Annotated in this window: 21 protein-coding genes and 1 pseudogene; 6 read left to right on the forward strand and 16 right to left on the reverse strand. The window is 44.1% G+C overall.

The window, feature by feature from the left end; genetic code table 11:
- Window positions 1-24 precede the first annotated feature (24 nt).
- The 4 genes from NSS79_RS33635 to NSS79_RS33650 all read right to left on the reverse strand — a co-directional run bounded on the left by NSS79_RS33635 (window position 25) and on the right by NSS79_RS33650 (window position 5,003).
- Window positions 25-582 carry a VanZ family protein gene (locus tag NSS79_RS33635; RefSeq protein WP_076111793.1) on the reverse strand — a complete coding sequence of 186 codons (558 nt, stop codon included), beginning with the start codon at window positions 580-582 and terminating at the stop codon, window positions 25-27.
- A 93-nt stretch (window positions 583-675) separates the two neighbouring features.
- A complete protein-coding gene (locus NSS79_RS33640) occupies window positions 676-1,542 on the reverse strand; it encodes a hypothetical protein (protein ID WP_342437754.1) in 867 nt (288 codons plus the stop codon).
- Window positions 1,543-1,826: 284 nt separating this feature from the next.
- A complete protein-coding gene (locus NSS79_RS33645; protein WP_342437755.1) occupies window positions 1,827-2,834 on the reverse strand; it encodes a phosphotransferase in 1,008 nt (335 codons plus the stop codon).
- Between the two features lie 429 nt (window positions 2,835-3,263).
- Entirely contained in the window at window positions 3,264-5,003 is a 1,740-nt protein-coding gene (locus NSS79_RS33650) for a methyl-accepting chemotaxis protein (protein ID WP_342437756.1), read from the reverse strand.
- Window positions 5,004-5,347: 344 nt separating this feature from the next.
- On the opposite strand from NSS79_RS33650, the gene NSS79_RS33655 reads away from it, so the two are divergent.
- Entirely contained in the window at window positions 5,348-5,932 is a 585-nt protein-coding gene (locus NSS79_RS33655; protein WP_342437757.1) for a TetR/AcrR family transcriptional regulator C-terminal domain-containing protein, read from the forward strand.
- A gap of 291 nt (window positions 5,933-6,223) precedes the next feature.
- On the opposite strand, the gene NSS79_RS33660 is transcribed toward NSS79_RS33655, so the two are convergent.
- Together NSS79_RS33660 and NSS79_RS33665 are read right to left on the reverse strand one after the other, a co-directional pair.
- Window positions 6,224-6,370 carry a sigma factor gene (locus NSS79_RS33660; protein WP_342437758.1) on the reverse strand — a complete coding sequence of 49 codons (147 nt, stop codon included), beginning with the start codon at window positions 6,368-6,370 and terminating at the stop codon, window positions 6,224-6,226.
- A gap of 1 nt (window position 6,371) precedes the next feature.
- Window positions 6,372-7,055 carry a TetR/AcrR family transcriptional regulator C-terminal domain-containing protein gene (locus tag NSS79_RS33665; RefSeq protein WP_038598134.1) on the reverse strand — a complete coding sequence of 228 codons (684 nt, stop codon included), beginning with the start codon at window positions 7,053-7,055 and terminating at the stop codon, window positions 6,372-6,374.
- A 131-nt stretch (window positions 7,056-7,186) separates the two neighbouring features.
- Here NSS79_RS33665 and NSS79_RS33670 point away from each other — a divergent pair, with 131 nt between their 5' ends.
- Complete coding sequence (locus NSS79_RS33670; protein WP_342437759.1) at window positions 7,187-8,539, forward strand: MATE family efflux transporter; 1,353 nt, start codon at window positions 7,187-7,189, stop codon at window positions 8,537-8,539.
- A 113-nt stretch (window positions 8,540-8,652) separates the two neighbouring features.
- On the opposite strand, the gene NSS79_RS33675 is transcribed toward NSS79_RS33670, so the two are convergent.
- Together NSS79_RS33675 and NSS79_RS33680 are read right to left on the reverse strand one after the other, a co-directional pair.
- Window positions 8,653-9,033, reverse strand: a complete 381-nt coding sequence (locus tag NSS79_RS33675) for a hypothetical protein (RefSeq protein WP_342437760.1) — start codon at window positions 9,031-9,033, stop codon at window positions 8,653-8,655.
- 244 nt (window positions 9,034-9,277) lie between these two features.
- The gene (locus NSS79_RS33680; RefSeq protein WP_342437761.1) at window positions 9,278-9,604 is read right to left on the reverse strand and encodes a CPBP family intramembrane glutamic endopeptidase; all 327 of its coding nucleotides are present in this window, start codon (window positions 9,602-9,604) and stop codon (window positions 9,278-9,280) included.
- Between the two features lie 184 nt (window positions 9,605-9,788).
- Here NSS79_RS33680 and NSS79_RS33685 point away from each other — a divergent pair.
- The 4 genes and pseudogenes from NSS79_RS33685 (at window position 9,789) to NSS79_RS33700 (ending at window position 13,902) form a co-directional block, all read left to right on the forward strand.
- Window positions 9,789-10,048: pseudogene (locus tag NSS79_RS33685) on the forward strand (spore coat protein).
- Window positions 10,049-10,235: 187 nt separating this feature from the next.
- Window positions 10,236-11,690 (forward strand): spore germination protein, encoded by a 1,455-nt coding sequence (locus NSS79_RS33690; RefSeq protein WP_342437762.1) that lies wholly within the window; start codon window positions 10,236-10,238, stop codon window positions 11,688-11,690.
- A complete protein-coding gene (locus tag NSS79_RS33695) occupies window positions 11,687-12,802 on the forward strand; it encodes a GerAB/ArcD/ProY family transporter (protein WP_342437763.1) in 1,116 nt (371 codons plus the stop codon). The genes NSS79_RS33690 and NSS79_RS33695 overlap by 4 nt, the downstream gene beginning before the upstream one ends.
- Window positions 12,803-12,804: 2 nt before the next feature.
- Complete coding sequence (locus NSS79_RS33700) at window positions 12,805-13,902, forward strand: Ger(x)C family spore germination C-terminal domain-containing protein (RefSeq protein ID WP_342437764.1); 1,098 nt, start codon at window positions 12,805-12,807, stop codon at window positions 13,900-13,902.
- 301 nt (window positions 13,903-14,203) lie between these two features.
- Here the strand turns inward: NSS79_RS33700 and NSS79_RS33705 are convergent, their stop codons facing one another.
- From NSS79_RS33705 to NSS79_RS33740, 8 genes are all read right to left on the reverse strand, one after another.
- Window positions 14,204-14,614, reverse strand: coding sequence for a VOC family protein (locus NSS79_RS33705; RefSeq protein ID WP_342440492.1), 411 nt, complete (start codon window positions 14,612-14,614; stop codon window positions 14,204-14,206).
- 456 nt (window positions 14,615-15,070) lie between these two features.
- A complete protein-coding gene (gene csaA / locus NSS79_RS33710; RefSeq protein ID WP_063211748.1) occupies window positions 15,071-15,403 on the reverse strand; it encodes a chaperone CsaA in 333 nt (110 codons plus the stop codon).
- 94 nt (window positions 15,404-15,497) lie between these two features.
- Window positions 15,498-15,821 carry a putative quinol monooxygenase gene (locus tag NSS79_RS33715; RefSeq protein WP_342437765.1) on the reverse strand — a complete coding sequence of 108 codons (324 nt, stop codon included), beginning with the start codon at window positions 15,819-15,821 and terminating at the stop codon, window positions 15,498-15,500.
- A gap of 68 nt (window positions 15,822-15,889) precedes the next feature.
- Window positions 15,890-16,981: an FAD-dependent monooxygenase gene (locus NSS79_RS33720; RefSeq protein WP_342437766.1), complete on the reverse strand. Its 1,092-nt coding sequence runs from the start codon at window positions 16,979-16,981 to the stop codon at window positions 15,890-15,892.
- 53 nt (window positions 16,982-17,034) lie between these two features.
- Entirely contained in the window at window positions 17,035-17,886 is an 852-nt protein-coding gene (locus NSS79_RS33725) for an SDR family oxidoreductase (RefSeq protein ID WP_342437767.1), read from the reverse strand.
- A gap of 339 nt (window positions 17,887-18,225) precedes the next feature.
- Window positions 18,226-18,801: a TetR/AcrR family transcriptional regulator gene (locus tag NSS79_RS33730; RefSeq protein WP_342437768.1), complete on the reverse strand. Its 576-nt coding sequence runs from the start codon at window positions 18,799-18,801 to the stop codon at window positions 18,226-18,228.
- A gap of 366 nt (window positions 18,802-19,167) precedes the next feature.
- Window positions 19,168-19,461: a hypothetical protein gene (locus NSS79_RS33735; protein ID WP_342437769.1), complete on the reverse strand. Its 294-nt coding sequence runs from the start codon at window positions 19,459-19,461 to the stop codon at window positions 19,168-19,170.
- Window positions 19,462-19,543: 82 nt separating this feature from the next.
- Window positions 19,544-20,068, reverse strand: coding sequence for a GNAT family N-acetyltransferase (locus NSS79_RS33740; protein ID WP_342437770.1), 525 nt, complete (start codon window positions 20,066-20,068; stop codon window positions 19,544-19,546).
- Window positions 20,069-20,095: the final 27 nt, after the last annotated feature.

Consider the following 20,095-nt stretch of genomic DNA (forward strand, 5'->3'; position numbering starts at 1 on the left):
AAAACCATGTCCAACGTCCCCCTATCATAATCTTATCTTATTAAATAAATTATTCCCATTGCTTCTCTTTAATAGTCCGTTTATTACTATATATCCCAAAATCGCTCCAACAGTATTGGCAATAAGATCATTAATATCTGTGCTCCTGCCGTTGCCAAAAATAATTCTAATCATCATCTGAAATACCTCAATGAATAAACTTAAAAAGAATCCGTGATAAGCTACGTTTTTTAAGGAGTCAAACTTTCTATTGAGCAGTGGCAGATACACACCAAAAGGCATCAACATTATGATATTTAATACAAAGGTTTTTACGTCGATCGTTAATATTGGAATGAAATTAATCGTTTTGTACCAAGGAGTTAGATTAGCATATTTGCCAATATTCACATCGATGGGGAAGAACACTAACTGGATGACACACAGTAAGTAAATACTAAACGTTATTACTATAAAATATTGGCCTACATTTAGTTTTCTTTCTTTCCACGGAGCACCTACAATCAGATACAGAAGAACTAATAAGAATAAGGGTACCAGAAAATATGTTGATTGAATCGTAAACACAATGGATTGTTCCACGTTATTTCCTCCTAATTTAGGTGACTGTCTTTCATTAATTTTGACAAGAAAAAATGGGACTGATTGAAACAGCCCCATTTTATCAATCCATCATTATTTAGTAACCGGAATGATATGACCATCGATCGATATACTTGTGATCTTCGCTGTATTTAAGAAGACTTTTTTTCCCTCTTGGTCTAAATTATAGTTCCATTTAAACCCTTGATCTAATGTGCTTGCCGAGCCTAAATGAAGTTCAGTATCCTTGCCATCTGACGTCGATATGCTAACTTTGGGGTTATATTTCGGTAATTGATCCGTTTGCCCATCTAAACGATTACCTTCAATGCCAATCCCAATCGTAGAAATATTAATGGTTTGAATGGACAGCTTTTCTTGTTGCTGTGAAAGGGTCTGATCAATTCCGATATTGTACGATGTACTGCTCTCTTGTGCTGTAAATGTATTTTGGAATGGACCTTTAGCAATAACAGCTCCTGTATTATTCACTACTGCATCCGCCTTAATCGTAACTTTCTTTCCTTTCAAAGGACTTGGTGTGTCGACATCAAACATGGCGATGATCTTTTTACCATCCTCTGTCACTCGTTGCTCCACCATGTAACTAGCATCCTTTGCCCAATTTAGTTCAGGCGTAGCAATGGCCGCATCTTGAGGGAAAACCGTGCCGTCTTCGTTCTCAAAAGAAACGATGATCATCGCACTATTTTCTCCAATAATGCTTTCTTCTACCGTTGTTTTAATCCCTGCCGTTACTTTAGACTGATTAATCAAAGTCGCAGATTCCCTAGAAATTTCGGTATTTCCATTGAAAAAATCTTTGAAAACAGCCTTATCTGTTGAAGCTAACGCTGAGGTTCCCATCGCCATTAATGATATTGCTGCTATCGCTGTACCCACTACCCACTTTTTCCTTGCATTCTTCGTTGTCTTATTACCATCCTGATTGTTGTTCATTGTACATCCCTCCAATATTTTTTTGGTTGTGTTCTTGGTGAATGTACTTAGTATAAACAGCAGTTTCTAAGTTCCTTTAAAGAACGTTTAAAGATTTAGTAAATTTTCAGGGGAGATCACACAGAAAAGCGTCGGCAGAGCGGACAAGAACTACGCTGGACGATTCGAACGACGAAGTATAATGTTTTTCTTTTGGGACAAGGCGACCTGTTGATCAGTCCCCTTTCTTCGAAAATCGCTTTATTCAACTACCGTATCCGTGCATTAGGTTAGCGTACATCCAGTTAGATGTCCCCAAGAAGAGCGTCGAGTTGCTCCCACCGCTCCGCAGTGTGGATCATTTCTTCGGCAAAACGTACAGGGACCACGCTGGACGATTCGAACGACGGCTGGATCCACCAAAGCGACTCGATACACCAGACGTATTTGATTGCCCTCAAAAGCGAGCCCGGCGGTAGCCGCCGCACACTGCGGTAGCCTTCAGTGAAAGCGACCACTGCATCCTTGCGGAATCCGCGCTCGCTGAGCGTGCCGGAAAGGACAGCCCGCCCGAGGTCCGGCGCCGGAAACGAGTAGCGTGCCCGGTCGAAATCAACGATGGCTGCCAGAACATCTCCTTCGAAAAGCAAATTGTCTGCCCACAGATCGAGATGGGCCCAGCCGGCAGTCAGAGGCTTAAAGTCATCATATCCAAGGGAATCAACAATCGTCTTCTGTAATTGCAATGCGTTCCGGACACGCTCAGACGAGTCACGGGCCGCCTCCCAACTTACCTCCCAGGTGCGCTCCAGCTCCCCGCGAGACAACCGCCAAACCGGTTCCTCCGGCGGCACTGCTGCTCCGAGCCCTGATGCCATCGCGGAATCCCAGACGGTATGCATATCCGCGGCAGCACGTCCGAGTGCGTGCATCCTATGCTCACCGATCATACCAGCAGGCACCATAGCGCCCGGACAGCACGTCATGACGGTCATGTACCTTCCGCACGGCAGGATGTGCATGCAGCGCCCATCCAAAGTCAGCGGCTCAGGACACGGTCCTCCCGACTGGTAAAAAAGAAGTTGCAGTTGCAGCGCATTTTCAATCTTGCCGCGAAACTCCGGATCATGCATCTTAAACCGCTCAGGGTGATAGCTTTTGGCGAACAGCCACCCCTTGTTCGTCTCGACAATCCACTTCTCGTTCAATAGCCCACGCCTAACACGCTCGGCGGACAGTAGCTCAGCCGAAAAATGCTTTTTCAGCCAGTCCGCGATTTCGTTGACTAATTGGTCCTCAGTCGTCAACAGCATTTGAATCCAACCTTTCTAAACAGCGAAACTGCGCAGAGAGCGTAGTAGAGTTTTGAAACTATTAATGAAACAATGTTAAAAAGAGGAAGTTCTCCCCTTTCCGGGGGGATACGCCTCTGAATGGTCAGGTCACGGCCATGCTTTGGCCTTGCTATATGCTTCATAATTAAGAATATTATGGGGGTTGGGAATAGTCAAACTAAATAAGGCAGAACAAAAGTATTGAGCCTTCCTTCTATTATATAAACCCCTGAGATAACAAAATCTTCTGTACATCGACGACTTTGATTAGCAATAAAAGTGCAGAAAAAATAGCAGCAATCACCCGGCTAACCCGAGAAGTGATTGCTGCTAACGCAATGAGTGGTATATTATTAATTTTTGTCCAAATCGTAGTCAGATAGCTCCTTTTCTTATTCTCAGTACTAATTATTCTTGTACAATTCGAAACCTGCTGATCATTTCGCTCACTTGTTGGCTTGATTGTTTCAATTGTTCAGCTGCACTATGCAGATGGGAATACGCTTGACTCTGATCGTTAGAAGCCGAACTGATCTCTTCTGTGGCAGACGCTGCATCTCGAGCTACATCGGATATCTTGATAATGGATGAGACCACCTGTTCCCTGTTAACATTCATCTGCCCTATATCCCCATCCATCTCTTGAATCGAGCAGATGATTTCCTTTAGCATATCCGTAATCGATTCAAATACCGTTCCCGACTCCTGAACAATAAGAGATTGTTCGGAGATAACCACCTCTGTCTGATTCATGACCTGCAACGTTTGAGAAACTTCTTCCTTGAGGCGTGCAATAGTTGTGTTAATTCTCTCTGTTGAGTCATAAGTCATGGTCGACAGCTTGCGAATCTCTGTAGCGACGACTGCAAATCCTTTTCCGGAATCGCCGGCACGCGCCGCTTCTATGCTCGCATTTAATGCGAGGAGCTTCGTTTGCTCAGATACTTCATTAATCGTTTGTACGATTGTGGAAATCGTAAGCATCTGTCCTGCCAGGCCTTCAATATGTTGTACGACCAGTTGGTTTGCTTCTGTCGTTTGGAGATTGTGATCCTGCAATTTCTTTACTTTATCCATGCCGCCTCTTAAGACGATTTCCGCCTCCGAAGACAAGCTGGTCATTTTTTTGTTCCTTACATTTACCTTTTCAATCGTGTCCGATAGCGCCATCGCTTCACGGCTCGTTGTCTCTGCCAAAGACGCCTGCTCGGAAGCACCAATTGCAATTTCATTAATGCCCAATGTCATTTCCTCGCCGGTAGCCGTTGTTTGTTCCGCAATAGAGGTAAGTTCATGAGCGGAAGTATTTACATCGCCAATCGATTGGCTTACTATCGAAATGAGTTCTTTCATATGAGATGCCATTATATTAAAATCAGCGGTTAATTCCCCAAGCTCATCCTGGGAGAAGGTACGTATATCGACGGCCAGATTGCCCTCCGCCATCTCTCGGACACGTCCGCGCAAATAACGGATCGGATGATGGATGGATCGGATGATCAAATAACCAAGCAACGATGAAGCGATCAAGCCTGCAAATGTTAAGAGGATACTGATCAACCGCAGGAAGCTGTATTGTTTTTGTGTGCTGTCCAACATGATTTGATTATCATCGTAGTACAGATCGCCTATGTGATCCAACGTGTCTTCCATCTGGTCAAACTTTTCGTTGCCCTCCTGATAAGAAAGAAGATTCGCCCTTTCACGGACAGTTGAATCCTTTGACGATAATCCGTCAATCACTTTCTTGGAGACCGATTCATACGCTACAACCGCTGCTTCGTAGTCTTGAATCAACTTTTCCTCATTATCAAAAATAGTTCCGATTGACTTATACTTATTAAGTTTCTTCTTTGCCGACTCCTTTTGTTTTCCGTAATCCTCCAGTTGCAACAAAAATTGTTCCGACCCTGGTTCATAACTGTACAGCGATCGTTCTGCCAACAGCATCTGATATAGGTCGACATCCGCTGTACGAATGATATCGATGACTTCCGCCCTGACACTGAGACTCTCCTCAAGCGAGGATTGTACCCGCTTCAAATTGTAAATCCCAGCGCCTCCGATCACAAGGCTGGTGATTACAGTAACGACGACCGTTAGAATTACTTTGTTCCTGATCGTCATCATGAACTTCTTCCCTCTCATTATGCCTCACTCCCATCTAGTCTCTCTCGAGGTAACATGAAGTACTATTTATCATCGTTTGCAGAAATTGTCAAATTGTTAGAAACCAAGAAGCACGCACATGGTAGGTTTGTTGCTTTTGGATCTCCTTGAACGAGTAAGTTTACCAAATAAAGTGATGATTAAAATAACAGTAACGGGAGCGGCCCATGCTAATTTTTCTATAAATAATTTCAATAAACTTTATCCTTCTCATTTTTCAATACGTTGATTTTCAGCATGTGATTATCTTATAATCTGGGAATAGCATAAGCAATAAACAGAAGTAGGGAAGTTGTTGTATTTAAAGAAGAAGGTGATTTTTAATGAGTATATATAAAGAGAAGAAACAAAAAACAAAATATCTTATTCAAAAATCATTTCTCCAAGTTTTAGAAAAAAAGAAATTTGAATCGACTACGATAGGGGACATTACGAAAATAGCACAAATCAATCGCGGGACATTTTATTTGCATTATTTAGATAAATTCGATTTACTGGATCAAATGGAAGAGCAGTTATTCTCAGGTATAGGAAATCGTATTGATGAATTACAATCTCGCTATTTGCCTACTCGTACGTTCGATATAGAACAAAAACAATTAGCTGATTCATTGTTCAGTTTTATCGAAATCAATGAGCCAATTTTAAAGATATTTTTAAGCGATCATGGTAGAGCGGGTTTTCACATTCGATTTAATGATGCCTTGTCAGAAAAGGTACGTTTTAATTTAGAACAGCATGAAAGCTTCTATGCAAATTTAAAGGTCCCAATGGAATACTTTTTATCCTTTATAACCTCTGCTTTTTTAGGATTAATTGAACAATGGATTCGAAATGGTTTAGATAAAACCCCTAAAGAAATGACAGAGTTGTATATTGAGATTATTTTCTTTATTCAAAGGAAATAACGAGGATCCCCTCTCTTCAACGATTCGGGTACAGACTTTACGGATCTTCTGCTCAAGCTGATCCACCTCAGGCACAGGGCTGCACAGCTTAGCGAGCAAAGGCGAGAATCTGCCTACGGTTACTTTGCGAAGATCCTCCGCTTTATCTTCTTATAGAGGCCCAGATCATCTGTTATTTTCTGAAATCGCTTCGCTCCCTTTCGATAAGAGCCACTGCTCCATAACGGTAAACGCCTGCCCCGCATCCTGTTCATAGAAGACTGCAACCTCTTGCTGGTAGGCATAATTCAATCAATACTGGTCCCAGTTCTGCCAAGCACGGAGCATGGTATCCTGTACCGCGTCTTCCGCTTCAAAAATGGACCCCATCATCCGATAACAATAACCGATTAGTTCAGAACGCAACTCCTTCAGCATGTCAAACTTTCCAGATGACATTCTACTTCTCCTGCTCCTTTATCACTTGCTCAATCCCGAGCAGAATCAGCTTCAGGCCGAACTCAAACGCCCCGTCGGTCCCCATTAGCTCGAATAGCCCGTTCGTAAACATCCTGCGGAACAGTCCCGCATCCGTCTCGCTCATGGAATCCAGAAGCCGAATCATCTCCTCACCCGGAGCTGCTCCCGGGTCCTCCTTAAGGATAGCGGAGACATTGCGCTCATGCTGATAATCGTCTAGGACGAAGTAGTAGACATAGTTCACAAGCGTAGTAATCACTTGCATTTTCTGCGCTTGCGTAAGCGGCGTCGACTCCACGCAGAGCAGCATACGGTTGGTGAACCGGATGATGTCCGGTTCGTGGGGCAGCGTCATCATCATGAGCTGCGTAGAGCAGGGATATCGGCTGAGCACGCTCCGTACTGTTACCGCAAGCCCTGTCAATTGCTCCTTCCAATCCCCCTCGGAGTGGAACTCCTCCAGAATCACCTTCGATACCTGATTGGCCAGGCGCTGGTAAAGATCCTGTTTGCTCTTGAAGTACCAGTACAGGGAGGGAGCCTGAATCCCCAGCCTGTCGGCCAATCGTCTCATGCTGAATTTCTCGATATCCTCCTCTCCAAGAAGCTCCCACGAGGCTTCCAGAATCCTGTCCTCCGAAATTTGAGGCTGCTGCTTTTTCATCGTTATCCACCCTTTATCTAACAGTGTAAGTTTATGCTTTACAGGTTTATAGGTTCATGATATCATCTAACACTGTAAGGTTCAATCTAACACCGTTAGATTGAATAAAATAAAGAAAGTGGTGATCCAATATGGATGAAGAAAACCTTTATTACTTTGAAAAAGCACCGGTCGCAAAGGCCGTAGCTCACTTCGCTATACCGATGATGTTAGGCACATCAATGAATGTCATATACTCCATCTTGAATGCCTATTTCCTTGGTACACTCCATAATACTGCTATGTTAACCGCACTCGCGCTAACCTTGCCGTTATTCGCAGTCATTATGGCGCTGGGCAACTTGATTGGCATGGGCAGCGGCACCTACATCTCCCGTATGCTAGGAGAGAAAAAGTATGATGACGTAAAGCATGTGTCTTCATTCGCTTTTTACAGCAGCTTAGTTCTCGGTCTTCTCGTGATGGCCGCAGGTCTCCCGTTGATCGATCCCATCGTTCATGGCCTGGGGGCCACGCCTGACTCCTTCGGATTCACGAAGGACTATGTCACGGTTATGCTTATCGGTTCACCGTTCGTCGTGTTATTTTTCACACTGGAGAATATCGTGCGCTCGGAGGGTGCAGCTATCACGTCGATGATCGGTATGATTCTAAGTGTTGTTGTAAATATCATTCTCGATGCGCTCGTCATCTTCGTGTTCCATTGGGACGTGATCGGCGTTGCGTCAGCTACGGTCATTTCTAACTTGGTTGCGAGTGTATACTACGCCTTCCATATGGGATATAAAAGTCAATTTTTAACTGTCTCCGTAAAATGGTTCAAGGCTACCAAAGACATTCTGGGCAATGTATTCAAAATCGGGGTTCCCGTCTTTATTATGAGCATCTTTTTGGGGGCAATGTCGCTTATCTTCAACCATTTTCTTGTCGAATACGGGGACTCGGCCGTAGCGGCTTACGGAATTTCAACACGTTTGTTGCAATTTCCTGAGTTTATTCTGATGGGCTTATGCGAGGGGGTTGTGCCGCTCATTGCCTTCTCTTTTACAGCGGATAAATTGCGCATGAAGAATACCATTGGATTTACGATCAAAGTGATTGTGGGGTTAGCAGCCGTATTCGGTATCATCGTCTATTTAGTTTCCGACCATTTAATTGGTCTATTTACAAATGACCCGCAATTAATTGAAATGGGCAGCTACATTCTGCATGTGACGTTCTTATCCTTGTTCATTACAGGAATGACCACTTTGTTTACTGGGGTCTTCCAGGCAACAGCACAAGGAACAGCCGCATTTATTATGTCAATTATTCAAGGAGTTACGCTGATTCCTGTGCTGTATATCGCCAATCAAATGAACGGCTTCCACGGGGTGGTCTGGTCGATTGTCATTGCGGATGCCGCCGCATTCCTTGTCGGTGCCGTCATGCTGTTTGTTCTGCGGAACAAATTGCAGCCGGAATTGGATAGTTTGGTACAGTAGAGGTTATATAACAACCAGATCAGTTAACCTTGGAGTTCTGCCGCCTCTTTAAAAAAAGAAGGTGCGAGAAGCCGGTTCATCACCGGACGCTTTTCGCACCTTCGCTTTTTTGTCTAAATCAACGCGTTGAAATGGCCCTCTGAGTTCACCGTCGCCGTCCGGGGATCAGTCAGACCGACGCCCTTGAGGCCTCCCTTTCCTTCAGTCCGCCAGAGCGGGAGATGGTCTTGAAGCGGAGGAGCCAGTACAAAATCGACCGGGGTGCTACTCCCACTTTTCTGCACCAGTTGGGCCTCCATCAATCGAATTTGCCGCTGCAGCTGCTCCCGGCGATAAGGCGTCTGCATCTCTCCGCCCTGCGCTGCATTCACCTTGTCCAGTTCCATCAGCAACCGGTTCCGCTGCTTCTCCAGGGAACTGACATCGCTTTGTGTGCCACCGTAAGCTGCAATGGCCTGTACCGGGCTGATGCCTGATACTGTCTGTGTCGCCATGATCTTTCCCTCCGTTTCCTTGGCTCCTACTCCAAATTCAGCCAAATTTGAAAGTTCTAATCATGTCTATTACCCGGCCACCCCCGCCATGACAACATCCCAAACGTATATCGGATAAAAATCGTCGCATAGTCTCAGCCGGCCGCTTGTTTCGACCATACCAAAGACCCACCCAGGACCTGTAAAAGTCCCTTGCAAGTTCTTGAATACCTCCGCTCCCTTTTCAACGGGATTACGGTACGGTTCACAATAACATCACTAAAGCTATTACATCTGTAAAGTTAGCCAAGCAATGTACGAATATTCCCAATTTCAAAGAATCTTTTTTGTATACCAAATAAAATAATGGTGAAAATGCCACAATTCTTGAAACTATAAGCCAAGGAGACCAGAAATGATAAACTGCAAATAATACGAGATTGACCAGTACACTATACTTGCCCATCCATTTCATACGTGCCAGTAGAAATCCTCGAAAATAGAGTTCCTCCGTTATGGGTAGTACAAGTGTAATAAAGAAAAGGCTTACTATTATTGCAATTATGATAAAATTTTTACTGAATAGGCTCATGTCCTGGACATAATTGTACCCACTTGGAAGCCAATGAAATACTGTATTTAATATGTAATTTGAAAATGGAAGCCATTAATTTATTGTTATGTACCGCAGCCCTCGGACAACAAGCGTGGAACATTCAGCAGCTTCAGGAGCTCGGTGGAGTGCTGTCTAAAGTGAACCTATAGGAGATAAAAACATGAACACAATAATAGAACACTTGACAGGGCTTCATACGCTAACCGATGACGTGATCGCAATGGATTTTTTGATGAACGCCAAGAGCGGAGTCAGAAACTACGCCATGGCCGTGACCGAATGTGCCACCCCCGAAATCAAGCAAACCATCCCTACCATATTCCAGAGCAAATTCAGCTCGATCTGAAAAATATTCAGACCGCAGAAGCAAAAGCATCCCGTCAAGTACACCATCGTCATCTGACCTCAAAAGGGCCTTAAAAGCGTTCCTTCGCAGACGTTTCAGGGTCAGGTGCGCTATCCACAAAGCTGGAGGCTGCAAAAGTTGGCACCGGCAGACGAATTATGCACCCAGGACGGTTTGAAATACAAATTGCCGGTTGTATAATTTTTCGATTACAGAGCAAGATAATACCAGATGATTACTTTAATGATGGAGGAGAAGACTATGGTTAAAAAAGACCCTCAAATGAAAAATCATCAAATGTCCACATGGCTTGATGATTTAAAACAGACATTAAACCATATGGATGATGCCGAAATTGTTGAGCACAGAATGGGTACCAGTGCCTCAGTCTATCTTGTATACATAAAAACGTTAATCGATCAAGAGCGTTTAAACGAGACGATTATTCAGCCACTTGATCGTTCTGCCGGCAATTCGCTTTCTTCATGCATAACCAATGCCAAAGTTTCGGATGTTATATCGATCGAAGATGCTGAGCAAAAAATAATGCAAGGATTTGTTCTTCTAAACGATTCAGTCAACGATCAGTGGTTAGGCGTCCAACTGGAAAACCCTCTTGGTCGGGCAGTTGAACCTTCCCAAACGGAAACTGTTATATATGGAGCGAAAGACAGCTTCAGTGAACAAATAGACAAAAACATTACAATGTTGCGCAGACGTTTGCCTATAACGACATTAAAAACGGAAAGCTTTACTATCGGTTCACTGAGTAAAACAAAAGTTGTGTTACTGTACATAGACGGATTAATTAATCCAGAATTTGTTTCCCTTGCAAGAAAGAAAATTAAAAGTGTGGATTTCGATCAATTTTTAGACTCCTCTCAGCTTGCAGCTTTTATTGAAGATCATAACCATACGGTCTTTCCGCAGTTTCTACAAACGGATCGGCCGGATGCCTGTGCCTTCGCCTTAGGTGAGGGAAAGCTGACGTTATTGGTTGCAAATTCACCGTTTGCCTTAATTGCTCCCATTACTTTTTTCCATCTAATCCAATCGCCGGAAGACTACTTCCTTCGTTGGCCGGTAGCCAGTTTTTTACGTTTAATCCGGTACGGAAGTTTTGTTGTTTCTTTGACGATGATTCCTTTTTATGTTGCGTTAACGACATTTCATTACCAAATGGTTCCGCTGCCGATTCTTTTCGTATTATTGGAATCGAGAAGCAAATTGCCCTTTACTCCGTTTGCAGAAGGATTATTCATGATCGTAACGCTGGAAATCATCAAAGAAGCAAGTTTGCGAATGCCGACCAAAACCAGTCAAACGTTAGGGGTTATCGGTGGTATCGTCATTGGACAAGCGGCTGTAGAAGCAGGCTTTGCAAGTAAAGTATTGATAGTTTTGATGGGTATATCCGCTATTGCTTTCTTTTTAGTTCCCAATTATCAAGTGACAAAATCCATGGTGCTGATACAAATTCTTCTTCTTATCCTTGCATCGTTTCTTGGGTTGCCGGGAATCGTGATCGGGCTAATCGGGATTCTTGCACATCTCCATGCATTAACGTCATTAGGTCAACCTTATTTAGCGCCGATTGCTCCTTTTTATGGAAAGGATTGGAACGACCTCTTTATCCGCGGCCCTTTAATTTGGATGAAAACGCGTCCGAAATATCTAAAACCACTACGGAAATGGCGACAGGAGATGAAGAAGTGAAGAGTTTATCCTTATATAATCGAACTTCCACCCTTGGCGGCATCTATTTCCTTTTCTTAGTGAATCGCATGCAAATGCATTATTTTATTTTAATCATGCCGGTTTATTTGGTTCATTCGTACATGGTTTGGGGAATTGTCGTGATGGGGCTGCTGTCCCAACTTAATTTGATGATGATGTCCAAATGGTTTACTTCCAGTTATGCAGCGAAAGGCTATCAAGGATTTTTACAGCTTTTCGGGAAACGGGCGGTTCAAGTTTTCGCAATACTTGGTTTTTTGATAATATTGTTAAAAATTTCAATCATCACACTGGGATACGTTGAAATGCTCCATAGTTTTATTTATCCATCAATGAATAAAAATTGGCTGATCCTAATAATTCTTTTGATCAGCTTATTTGTGGCTTCACATGGAATGGAGAACACATTGCGTTTTGTCATCATCGCCTTTCTTTGCGGGGCTTGGATCGTAATCGTGTTTATTCCTTTTTTCTTTCCGTCGATTGCAAATTACCGCGATTTGTATCCTCTCATACCCACCGAATGGTCAGGACAATCATGGCAGGGTTTGTTGTTTATTTGGTCGGCATTTTCCGGTCCAGTATATTTGGTCTTTATGGTTCCATGGTTAAGCTCCAATAAAAAAATATCGAAATATCTGGTCATTGGAAACATGCTGACGATCCTGGAATATTCATTATTGTTCATTGCTACGGTATTATTTTACGGTTCGAACTTCTTAAGCAAGATCAATTTTCCGATAGGATATATGGGTAGCTACATTCAAACGAGCGGTTTAGAACGAATCGATTACATCCTTATCTCTTTCCATATGTTTAATTATGTGTTTGACATTTCAATTCTTCTGTTGTGTTTTTATGGAGCCGGAAGAGTCTTTATGAGAAAAATGAACAAACGCACGACTCGGATCGGATTATTGTCGAGTTGGTTCGTCATTTTGATAAGCATCATCATAATGGATCAATCGTTATGGCAAACGGTTCCGGGTCAAAAGATGTTACTGAACATTCAAATCTGGCTCGGCGCATTCATTTATTTACTTGTTCCTGCGATCCTTTTCACTGCAGTTAAACGAAAGGAGAGTATGTAGGCATGGTACCATACAAGCACTATAGTTTATTAGCGAGTGTATGTCTTATGTGGATGGCCGGCTGTTCTTCTCCATATGTCGAGAACAATTTGATCGAAGAGATCGCTCCGGTAGTTTTCTGGTCGGTTGACGAGGGGACGGAAGGAAAGTTGAAAATCAGCACTTTAGTACCGCCGCTCATCCAAGAAAAAAAACGTCTTCTCTCCAAGGAAGTGGATCTGTTAAAGCAGGGAGGCAGGGAGTTTAATTTAATTTATTATCGGGAATTAAAGCAGGGGCAGCTGCGAATGTTATTAATCAATGAGGAACTGGCAAAAAAAGGAGGAATTGAAAAGCTGATCAATACGATATTGGTTGATCCCGATATTTCAGCGCGTGTCTATTTGTTGATTGTCAGAGGCGATTTTGATGAATACATAAAAAATCAATTGACGAAGCAAGAAAACCAAGATTATTTTCTTTATCGGATGTTAAAGCATTACGAGAAGCATAACCAAGGTGAAATGAGCATCGTCGATATTCATCAATTTATGAAGAAGGTATATTCCCCTCTTAAGGATCCGATCCTGCCGGTTTTTCATTCGGATAAGAACAATTTCGATTACGTAGGAACAGCCTTCTTCCAAAACGATAAAGAAGTAATGGTCATTCAAGACGTGGACGATAATATTTTTCAACTTCTGGATAACGATCATTTCCTAAAAGTCTTGGCCATTCCAAAGTTATCTATCAGTTTAGGACGTATTCGATCCAATGTTCGCATGAAACTATCGAAGGACTATTCATCCTTGTCTATACATGTGGGATTGAAAGGAAGAATTGAGGAATACCAGGGAGAAATGAATATTCAAAGTGAAGAACAATCGGAACATTTAATTCATGAAATTGAGGTCTACCTTGAGGAACAAACGTCAGATTTATTAAAAAGAATGCAACGGTGGAAAGTGGATCCCTTAGAGGTCGGAACCCATTCGCTTAAGCCGTTTTCTAAACAAATAACGGAAGAGCAATGGTTGAAATATTGGGGAAATATGAAAATTAATGTTGACTACGACATCAAAGTACATCCTTTAATTAATGGAGCGGTTGATGTGAGGTAGCGTCAAGAAGTTGGTGTAAGCATATCGATATCCATAACTAATAGGGCGATGATTTTATTTTCTTGACCTGCTTTGAGCAGTGACGACTCAATCAGTTCATGAAATTTCCTTCGATTGTAAATCCGCGTGAGATAATCATGATATGCCATATGTTCCAACTCTTCAAGGTACCTTTTTCTCTCGCTGATATCTCTGGAGACTATTAAAATGCTGCTATCTCTCTCACCTGTAATATCATTGACAGGTGATAAAGAAGCCTCGAGCCAGATCCAATTTGGTTCAATCGTGCTTGAGATCTTCTCTATTCACGACAAATCATCAGCTTGTTTCCGTCTGGATCTTTCACGACGAACCAATGATCGTGTTCAATTTCTGTAACGAGTTCCACACCGATCTTCTTCATATAGTCAAGTGAGCTTCTTAGATCTTCTGTCATTAACATAAAGGCAGGTGTTTCGATAGAAGGAGCTCCTCCCGGTTGGTCGCCTCCCCACTTTGGCATCGTATCAAGAATAATCCCGGTTCCTTCCATTGGCAAAGAACATAAGTGACCGTTCATGATATTGCAGTCATCTTCATTCAGTCCTAAAACCTGACAATACCAACTGCGTGACTTCTCAATATTCCTAACGGGGACAAAAATGCTTCCGACTTTGTTTTTGATCGGGCTGGCCTCCGAATTTCTTTCTTTGGCTTGCTGTTGTTCGTTCATCATTCTACCTCCATGAATCATTTTTAGAGTTTTCGGAATCACTACGGGTCTGTAACCTTCCGGTAAATTTTTGCTTGCAGATACTTCACCCATGATCAATCCCCCTGCTTCAGATTTCGTAAAACGACAGGCACACAGCATTTTACGCTCACCAATTCCTCAAGAGATCCAGCCCCCCAATCTTCTACGCTTTCATCAAGAATGTAGTGAGTAAACCAAGACCGTTCAGCATACGTTATCATCATGGGCGAAAGCTCATTTGAAATCGCAACATCTTTTGCTAAATCCTCCAGCGGATGCACTAAATGGTGAGAACAGAAAACGTCTGGGCACCTTGTTGGGCTACAATCGTAACCGCTACAAAAACAGCATTCTTCTGGAATGCAGTCAGCACCGCCTGTTGCTCTAATCGTCAAGCACTGATTTTAAGGTTGAGCCGCTTTTAGAGTCTTATTTTTACGCAATAGGAGTACCATTAGGTATTTCAGTATCCGGCTTTAATAGAATAACATCTCCTTTTTCCGGGACTCCTCCCAAAACTAATACTTCCGATTTGAATCCCGCAATGCGCCGAGGAGGGAAATTGACGATTCCTATAATTTGCTTCCCTACAATTTCCTCAACCTTGTAACGCTTAGTTATTTGTGCACTTGAGGATTTCATCCCGATCTCCGGTCCAAAATCAATCTTAAGCTTTATCGCAGGGATCTTTGCTTCTTCAAAAAACTCCGCTTCCTTAATTGTTCCGACACGAATATCTAGTGCTGCAAAATCATCGATCGTTGCCAACGTTTTGCCTCCTCCACTAAAGTCTTTAACCGCTCACGAAAATATCTCTCACGCTTTCCGGCAGAACTTAATGAGTTCCGCTCGGTGTTGCGTTTTACTGCGCTGGGCGGAACGGCTGCAGGAGTCGAATCCCTTCCTCAATGGATCCCTCCATCAGTTCTAAGAGCTGGGGCACCAGTTTCTGCATCCGGGGGGCGCTCAGGTGCCGATCGAGGGCATCCCGGTTTTCCCAGCGCTCGTAGATGATGAATGTGCCAGGCTGGCCTTCTACCTCGTGAGCCTCGTAGTCAATGTTGCCCAGGTCGTTGCGCGACGGGGTGACAGCAGCAGTCATGAATGCCTTCATCTCGGCTTCTCTCCCTGCCTTAGCTCTCGCCTCCCAGAGTACAGTAACGTAACGGTTCTTTGTATCGTTCATGCTAATTCCTCCTAATTTATAAATACTTCGTTGAAATTCCAGTGTATCAATGGCTTAGTTAAATACTGTTATAATCGTCCAAAAGAACGATTAAAGCCTTGGCCCCCAAGAACATCTTGACGAACCACATCTAAACGACGTGTTTGGTATTCACCCAAAGCTTTTGTTATCGAATTCGGATACTGTTTAATGGAGTCCATAATGGCAACCGTATCATCAAGTGAGTCATTAAAGCCTGCGCCAGTCATTGGTGACATGGTATGAGCTGCATCGCCGATCATGGCTATTCTTCCTTTTGACAATATATTAGGGATGTATTCGTTAACAGGTGCCCCGATTAAACTGCGGTCCTTAATCGCGATTTGCAAAATTGCATCATCTTCTTTATTCCAATTTGCTTGGCTGGTTTGTGATAGTTCTTCTAGTAGCGAATCCGGAATAGCTTCACCGTATAAGGAATGCTGGGCAATCCCGCCCTTTAATACACCTAATTCAGACAGCAAATGATTATGCGAATTATCAAACCAGCAAAAACCAATCCATCGCTGGCCAGGATTGGTTCCCCCTTTTATACCTGGCATCACCGCAGTTGTCAATGTACCGGCAGCACTATTGTTGAAATAAGCACTCGAAAGTTGCCGTTTTTTCCAGTCTTTCTTTGGCAGCAGTTCTTCGTCCACCTTCCCTACCCAAACCAGATAGCCAGCATAATCTGCAAATGGTCTGTCAGGGTTTAAATAGCGGCGGACAATACTGCGATATCCATCTGCGCCAATCAAAAAGTCACCTTTAAACGTCTGCTCCTCTTCACTGGTAGCCCAAGCAGATGATTCATTTTGCCCAACACTAACAATTCGTGTATTGTGCTGAAGGGTAATACCAGGTTCTTTAGCAACCGCATTGCGCAAACGTTCTTGAATGGCTGACCAGGCTTCAACATTGTTGTTACCATTGGATGCCAAGTGTCTTAATTCTCGTTCAATTTCACTATTACTATAAGGCTTTGTTTGTAAACGAATAAAAGCACCATTTCTTAATGATGAATCTGCACGTTCAAGAATGGTAACTGTGTAACCAGAACGAGATAACGCAAGCCCCATCATTAGACCACCTAACGATCCACCTACAATAATGGCATGTTCAAACTTGTTTTGTGGCATATTTCATTCCCCCATTTTAGCTTTCTGTCCAAGAGGTTTCGTGAAACTGCCCGTTACTGCAGTTTCATCTGGCTGCGGAGCATCCGGTCGAGGAGTTTGTCTGGGAGAATACGGACCAGTCGGGTCAGCAGTGCTGAATCACGACCGGCCGTATAGCGGGTGCGTGGCTTTCTTTCGTGGATTGCGCGTGAAATCACTGCTGCCACTTTCTCAGGGCGTATACCGTCCTTTGCCCACGTTTCAGCCTGAGCCTTCACGGCGTCAAAAAGACGATCATGGCGTCGGTGCTGGTCCGGCGTCATCAACTTGGCCAGCCGCTCCGCTGTCGTAATCCCTTGCTCCGACAGGCCAGTGCTGACACCACCCGGAGTGATCATGATCACCTTGAGGCCAAACGAGGCCATCTCCCTCCGGAGGCTGTCATTGATTGCTTCCATGGCAAACTTTGCTGCCGAATATATCCCGAAACCAGGCATGGAGACCTTGCCGCCAACGGAGCCGATATTAACTACGCGTCCTCCGCTGTTCAGCAAGGCCGGTGTGAGCGCCTGAATAACCGCGACCTGTCCGATCACGCTGACTTCGATCTGGCGGCGAAATTCATCGAGCGGAACCATCTCAAGAGGTGCATTAACGGCGATGCCGGCATTGTTGACCACTGCCCGCAAAGGGCGACCAAGCGGATCTTTCTCCACCCGTTCGGCCAGCGCCTTTAGTGTGTCGATATTGGTAACATCGACGATCACCGGCTCGATATTTTTGCGTTTGATTTTGTCGGCGTCTTCCTGACGACGAACCCCCGCCAAAACGTGAAATCCTTCAGCGGCCAGCTGCTCCGCGGTAGCCCTACCGATGCCGCTGGACGTACCTGTGACGATGACCAGTTCTTGAGTTTTGAATGACATAGTAACCCTCCTAGGTTTGACAAGATATGGATCACGGTATAGCACTGCTATATGAATACTATAGCACCGCTATACAAAATTGTCTATAGCGGTGCTATATTTTTTTTCGAAGTGTTGTCCTGCGGCCCGAACATCGTTTTGGCGGGCGTTGCGTGATGCACTCAGCGTGCCACATTTCACCTGTCACACAACACAAATCCAAGAGAACTAATGCTCGCATCCTCCAAACATAAAAAGATCGCCATCCTCCTGGAGGTCCAGGTTGGATAGGCGATCTTTCTTATACGTCTTCTAAATCAGGGCTTTGCCTGAAGTCTCCAGGCTCTGTCATCGAATCCCTCATTTTGAATCGGCGTCCGGCCTTTGGATCAAAATGATCTGCATTACGCTTTCCCGAATGAGATCAACGACGTCGGGTTGGGGTAGGGGTGCCTTACGAATCTGGGCCGTCACATACAGCCAAGAGGCCGTATTGGCGGAAGCCCATACCAGATCTGCCGCAGCCTGGGCTGACACAGCCAGTTTGCCTTGGGCGGCGACTCCCTGAATATTTTGCACTAGTGCTTGGTACGAATGATCTGCCGCCTCGATATGGGCGCCCTCGAGCAACCGCCCCATCATCGCCGCATAAATCCGAGGACGGGCTGCCGCGAAGCGGACATAGTCATCCCATCCTTGACGAAGAGCCATCTCTGGAATGGTGGACTCCACTGCGGCAATCTTGCTTTCAAATAACTGTTTGAACGCTTCCACTATAGCTGCACTCAGGAGTCCATCGGCATTGCCGAAATGGTGGTAGAGTGTGGGAGCCGTAACCTGCGCGATCGAAGTTACGGCTCGCGTCGAAAATTGGGCTCCGCCCTCCTCTTCGAGTACCTTAAGAGCAGCTGCCAATATTTTGTCATATGTGTTCATATGTCCATTATAGCAGTGCTATATGCGTATGTCCATGACGAAGGTTGTACGCCTGTGACCATTATCCCTGTAGCCAAAAAAGGTACTGAGCATTTTTCTTTCAGATTAACTTCCTCATTGTACAGAAGAGATGAAGCTACTGTCGTGGATATTTTAGGTTGGGCAGAGCCAAACCTATTAGTGAAATCGCAATAAAATTGTTCGCCCTACTTATGATACGGTTCAGCTTAACGGGTCTATCGGCGAAAAATCCGCCGCGGCACATGACCGCCAACCTTTTACCCGATCTAATAGCTAAATCAAGCCTTCATACACATGCACCGAAGGTCGTCGAAATACTCGGCGGCCTAGTTGTCTATAGTTCAACTATTGTGCTACAAAATGCCGCCCCACGGAGTAATATTCATCCCTATTCACGGCGTCGTCCAGCCACTTCATCAGCTTCACCCCGTCCTGTTCTGCATTGTAGAAATGATTTAATGGGGAGAGTGTATGTGGTGTCCTGCCCGTCTTCTCGTTAAGACCGTAATCAGTGATGTAATAATAGTAACCTGGCAATATTTCAGTTAGCTCTCCAGCTCGAGCATCCTTTGGCGTAAACGCTGCATCGACCACATATTTCAGACCTAAATGTGCAGCTACCGCATAAGCCACTCCCATTAATAAACAACCAAATAAAAATTGGCAGCTAAGCAGTTTATATGGAATCTAATAACGAATTATTGTATATAGATAATGCATTTCAATCTCCGCCTTTTGAACTGAGCTTCAGATACTGAAGTAGCTGTCCGAAATCCGAGGAATAGACATTTTCAATTCCATGGTAGCCTTCTCTTTGCCCAATAACGCGGGAAAACTTCGCGTACAGTCGATTTAGATAAGTGTTGTCGATCTGAGCGCAAAATTGTAGATAGTTAACGCCACAATTCTCTGCGATGATTTGTTGTACCAAATAGCGGAACCCCTGAATAAATACGCGACTGCTGCGATAGGAGGGGTGGACAATGACAGAATTAACAAAAACGATTTCACCTTTGGGATCAAGTTCATTCTCAGTATTGAGATAGCGATAATGCCCCCAACCTATCATTGCCCCCATCTTGTCCGTTATTAATATAATGCGGGAGTTGGGGATGGATTCCAACACATGTACAAGTGCATCCGCAAGTGAGAATTGGCGGTTAAAATCTTTTCGGTTTCGGATAAAATATAAAGTAAACTGCGCATAATCTTCATCATTTTGGCAATTCCGGTAATGGGCAAGCATAAACCGCCCCACCTCCTACTCGTTCAT

It is taken from the genome of Paenibacillus sp. FSL L8-0436, from assembly GCF_038593025.1.
Classification (GTDB): Bacteria; Bacillota; Bacilli; order Paenibacillales; family Paenibacillaceae; genus Paenibacillus_AQ.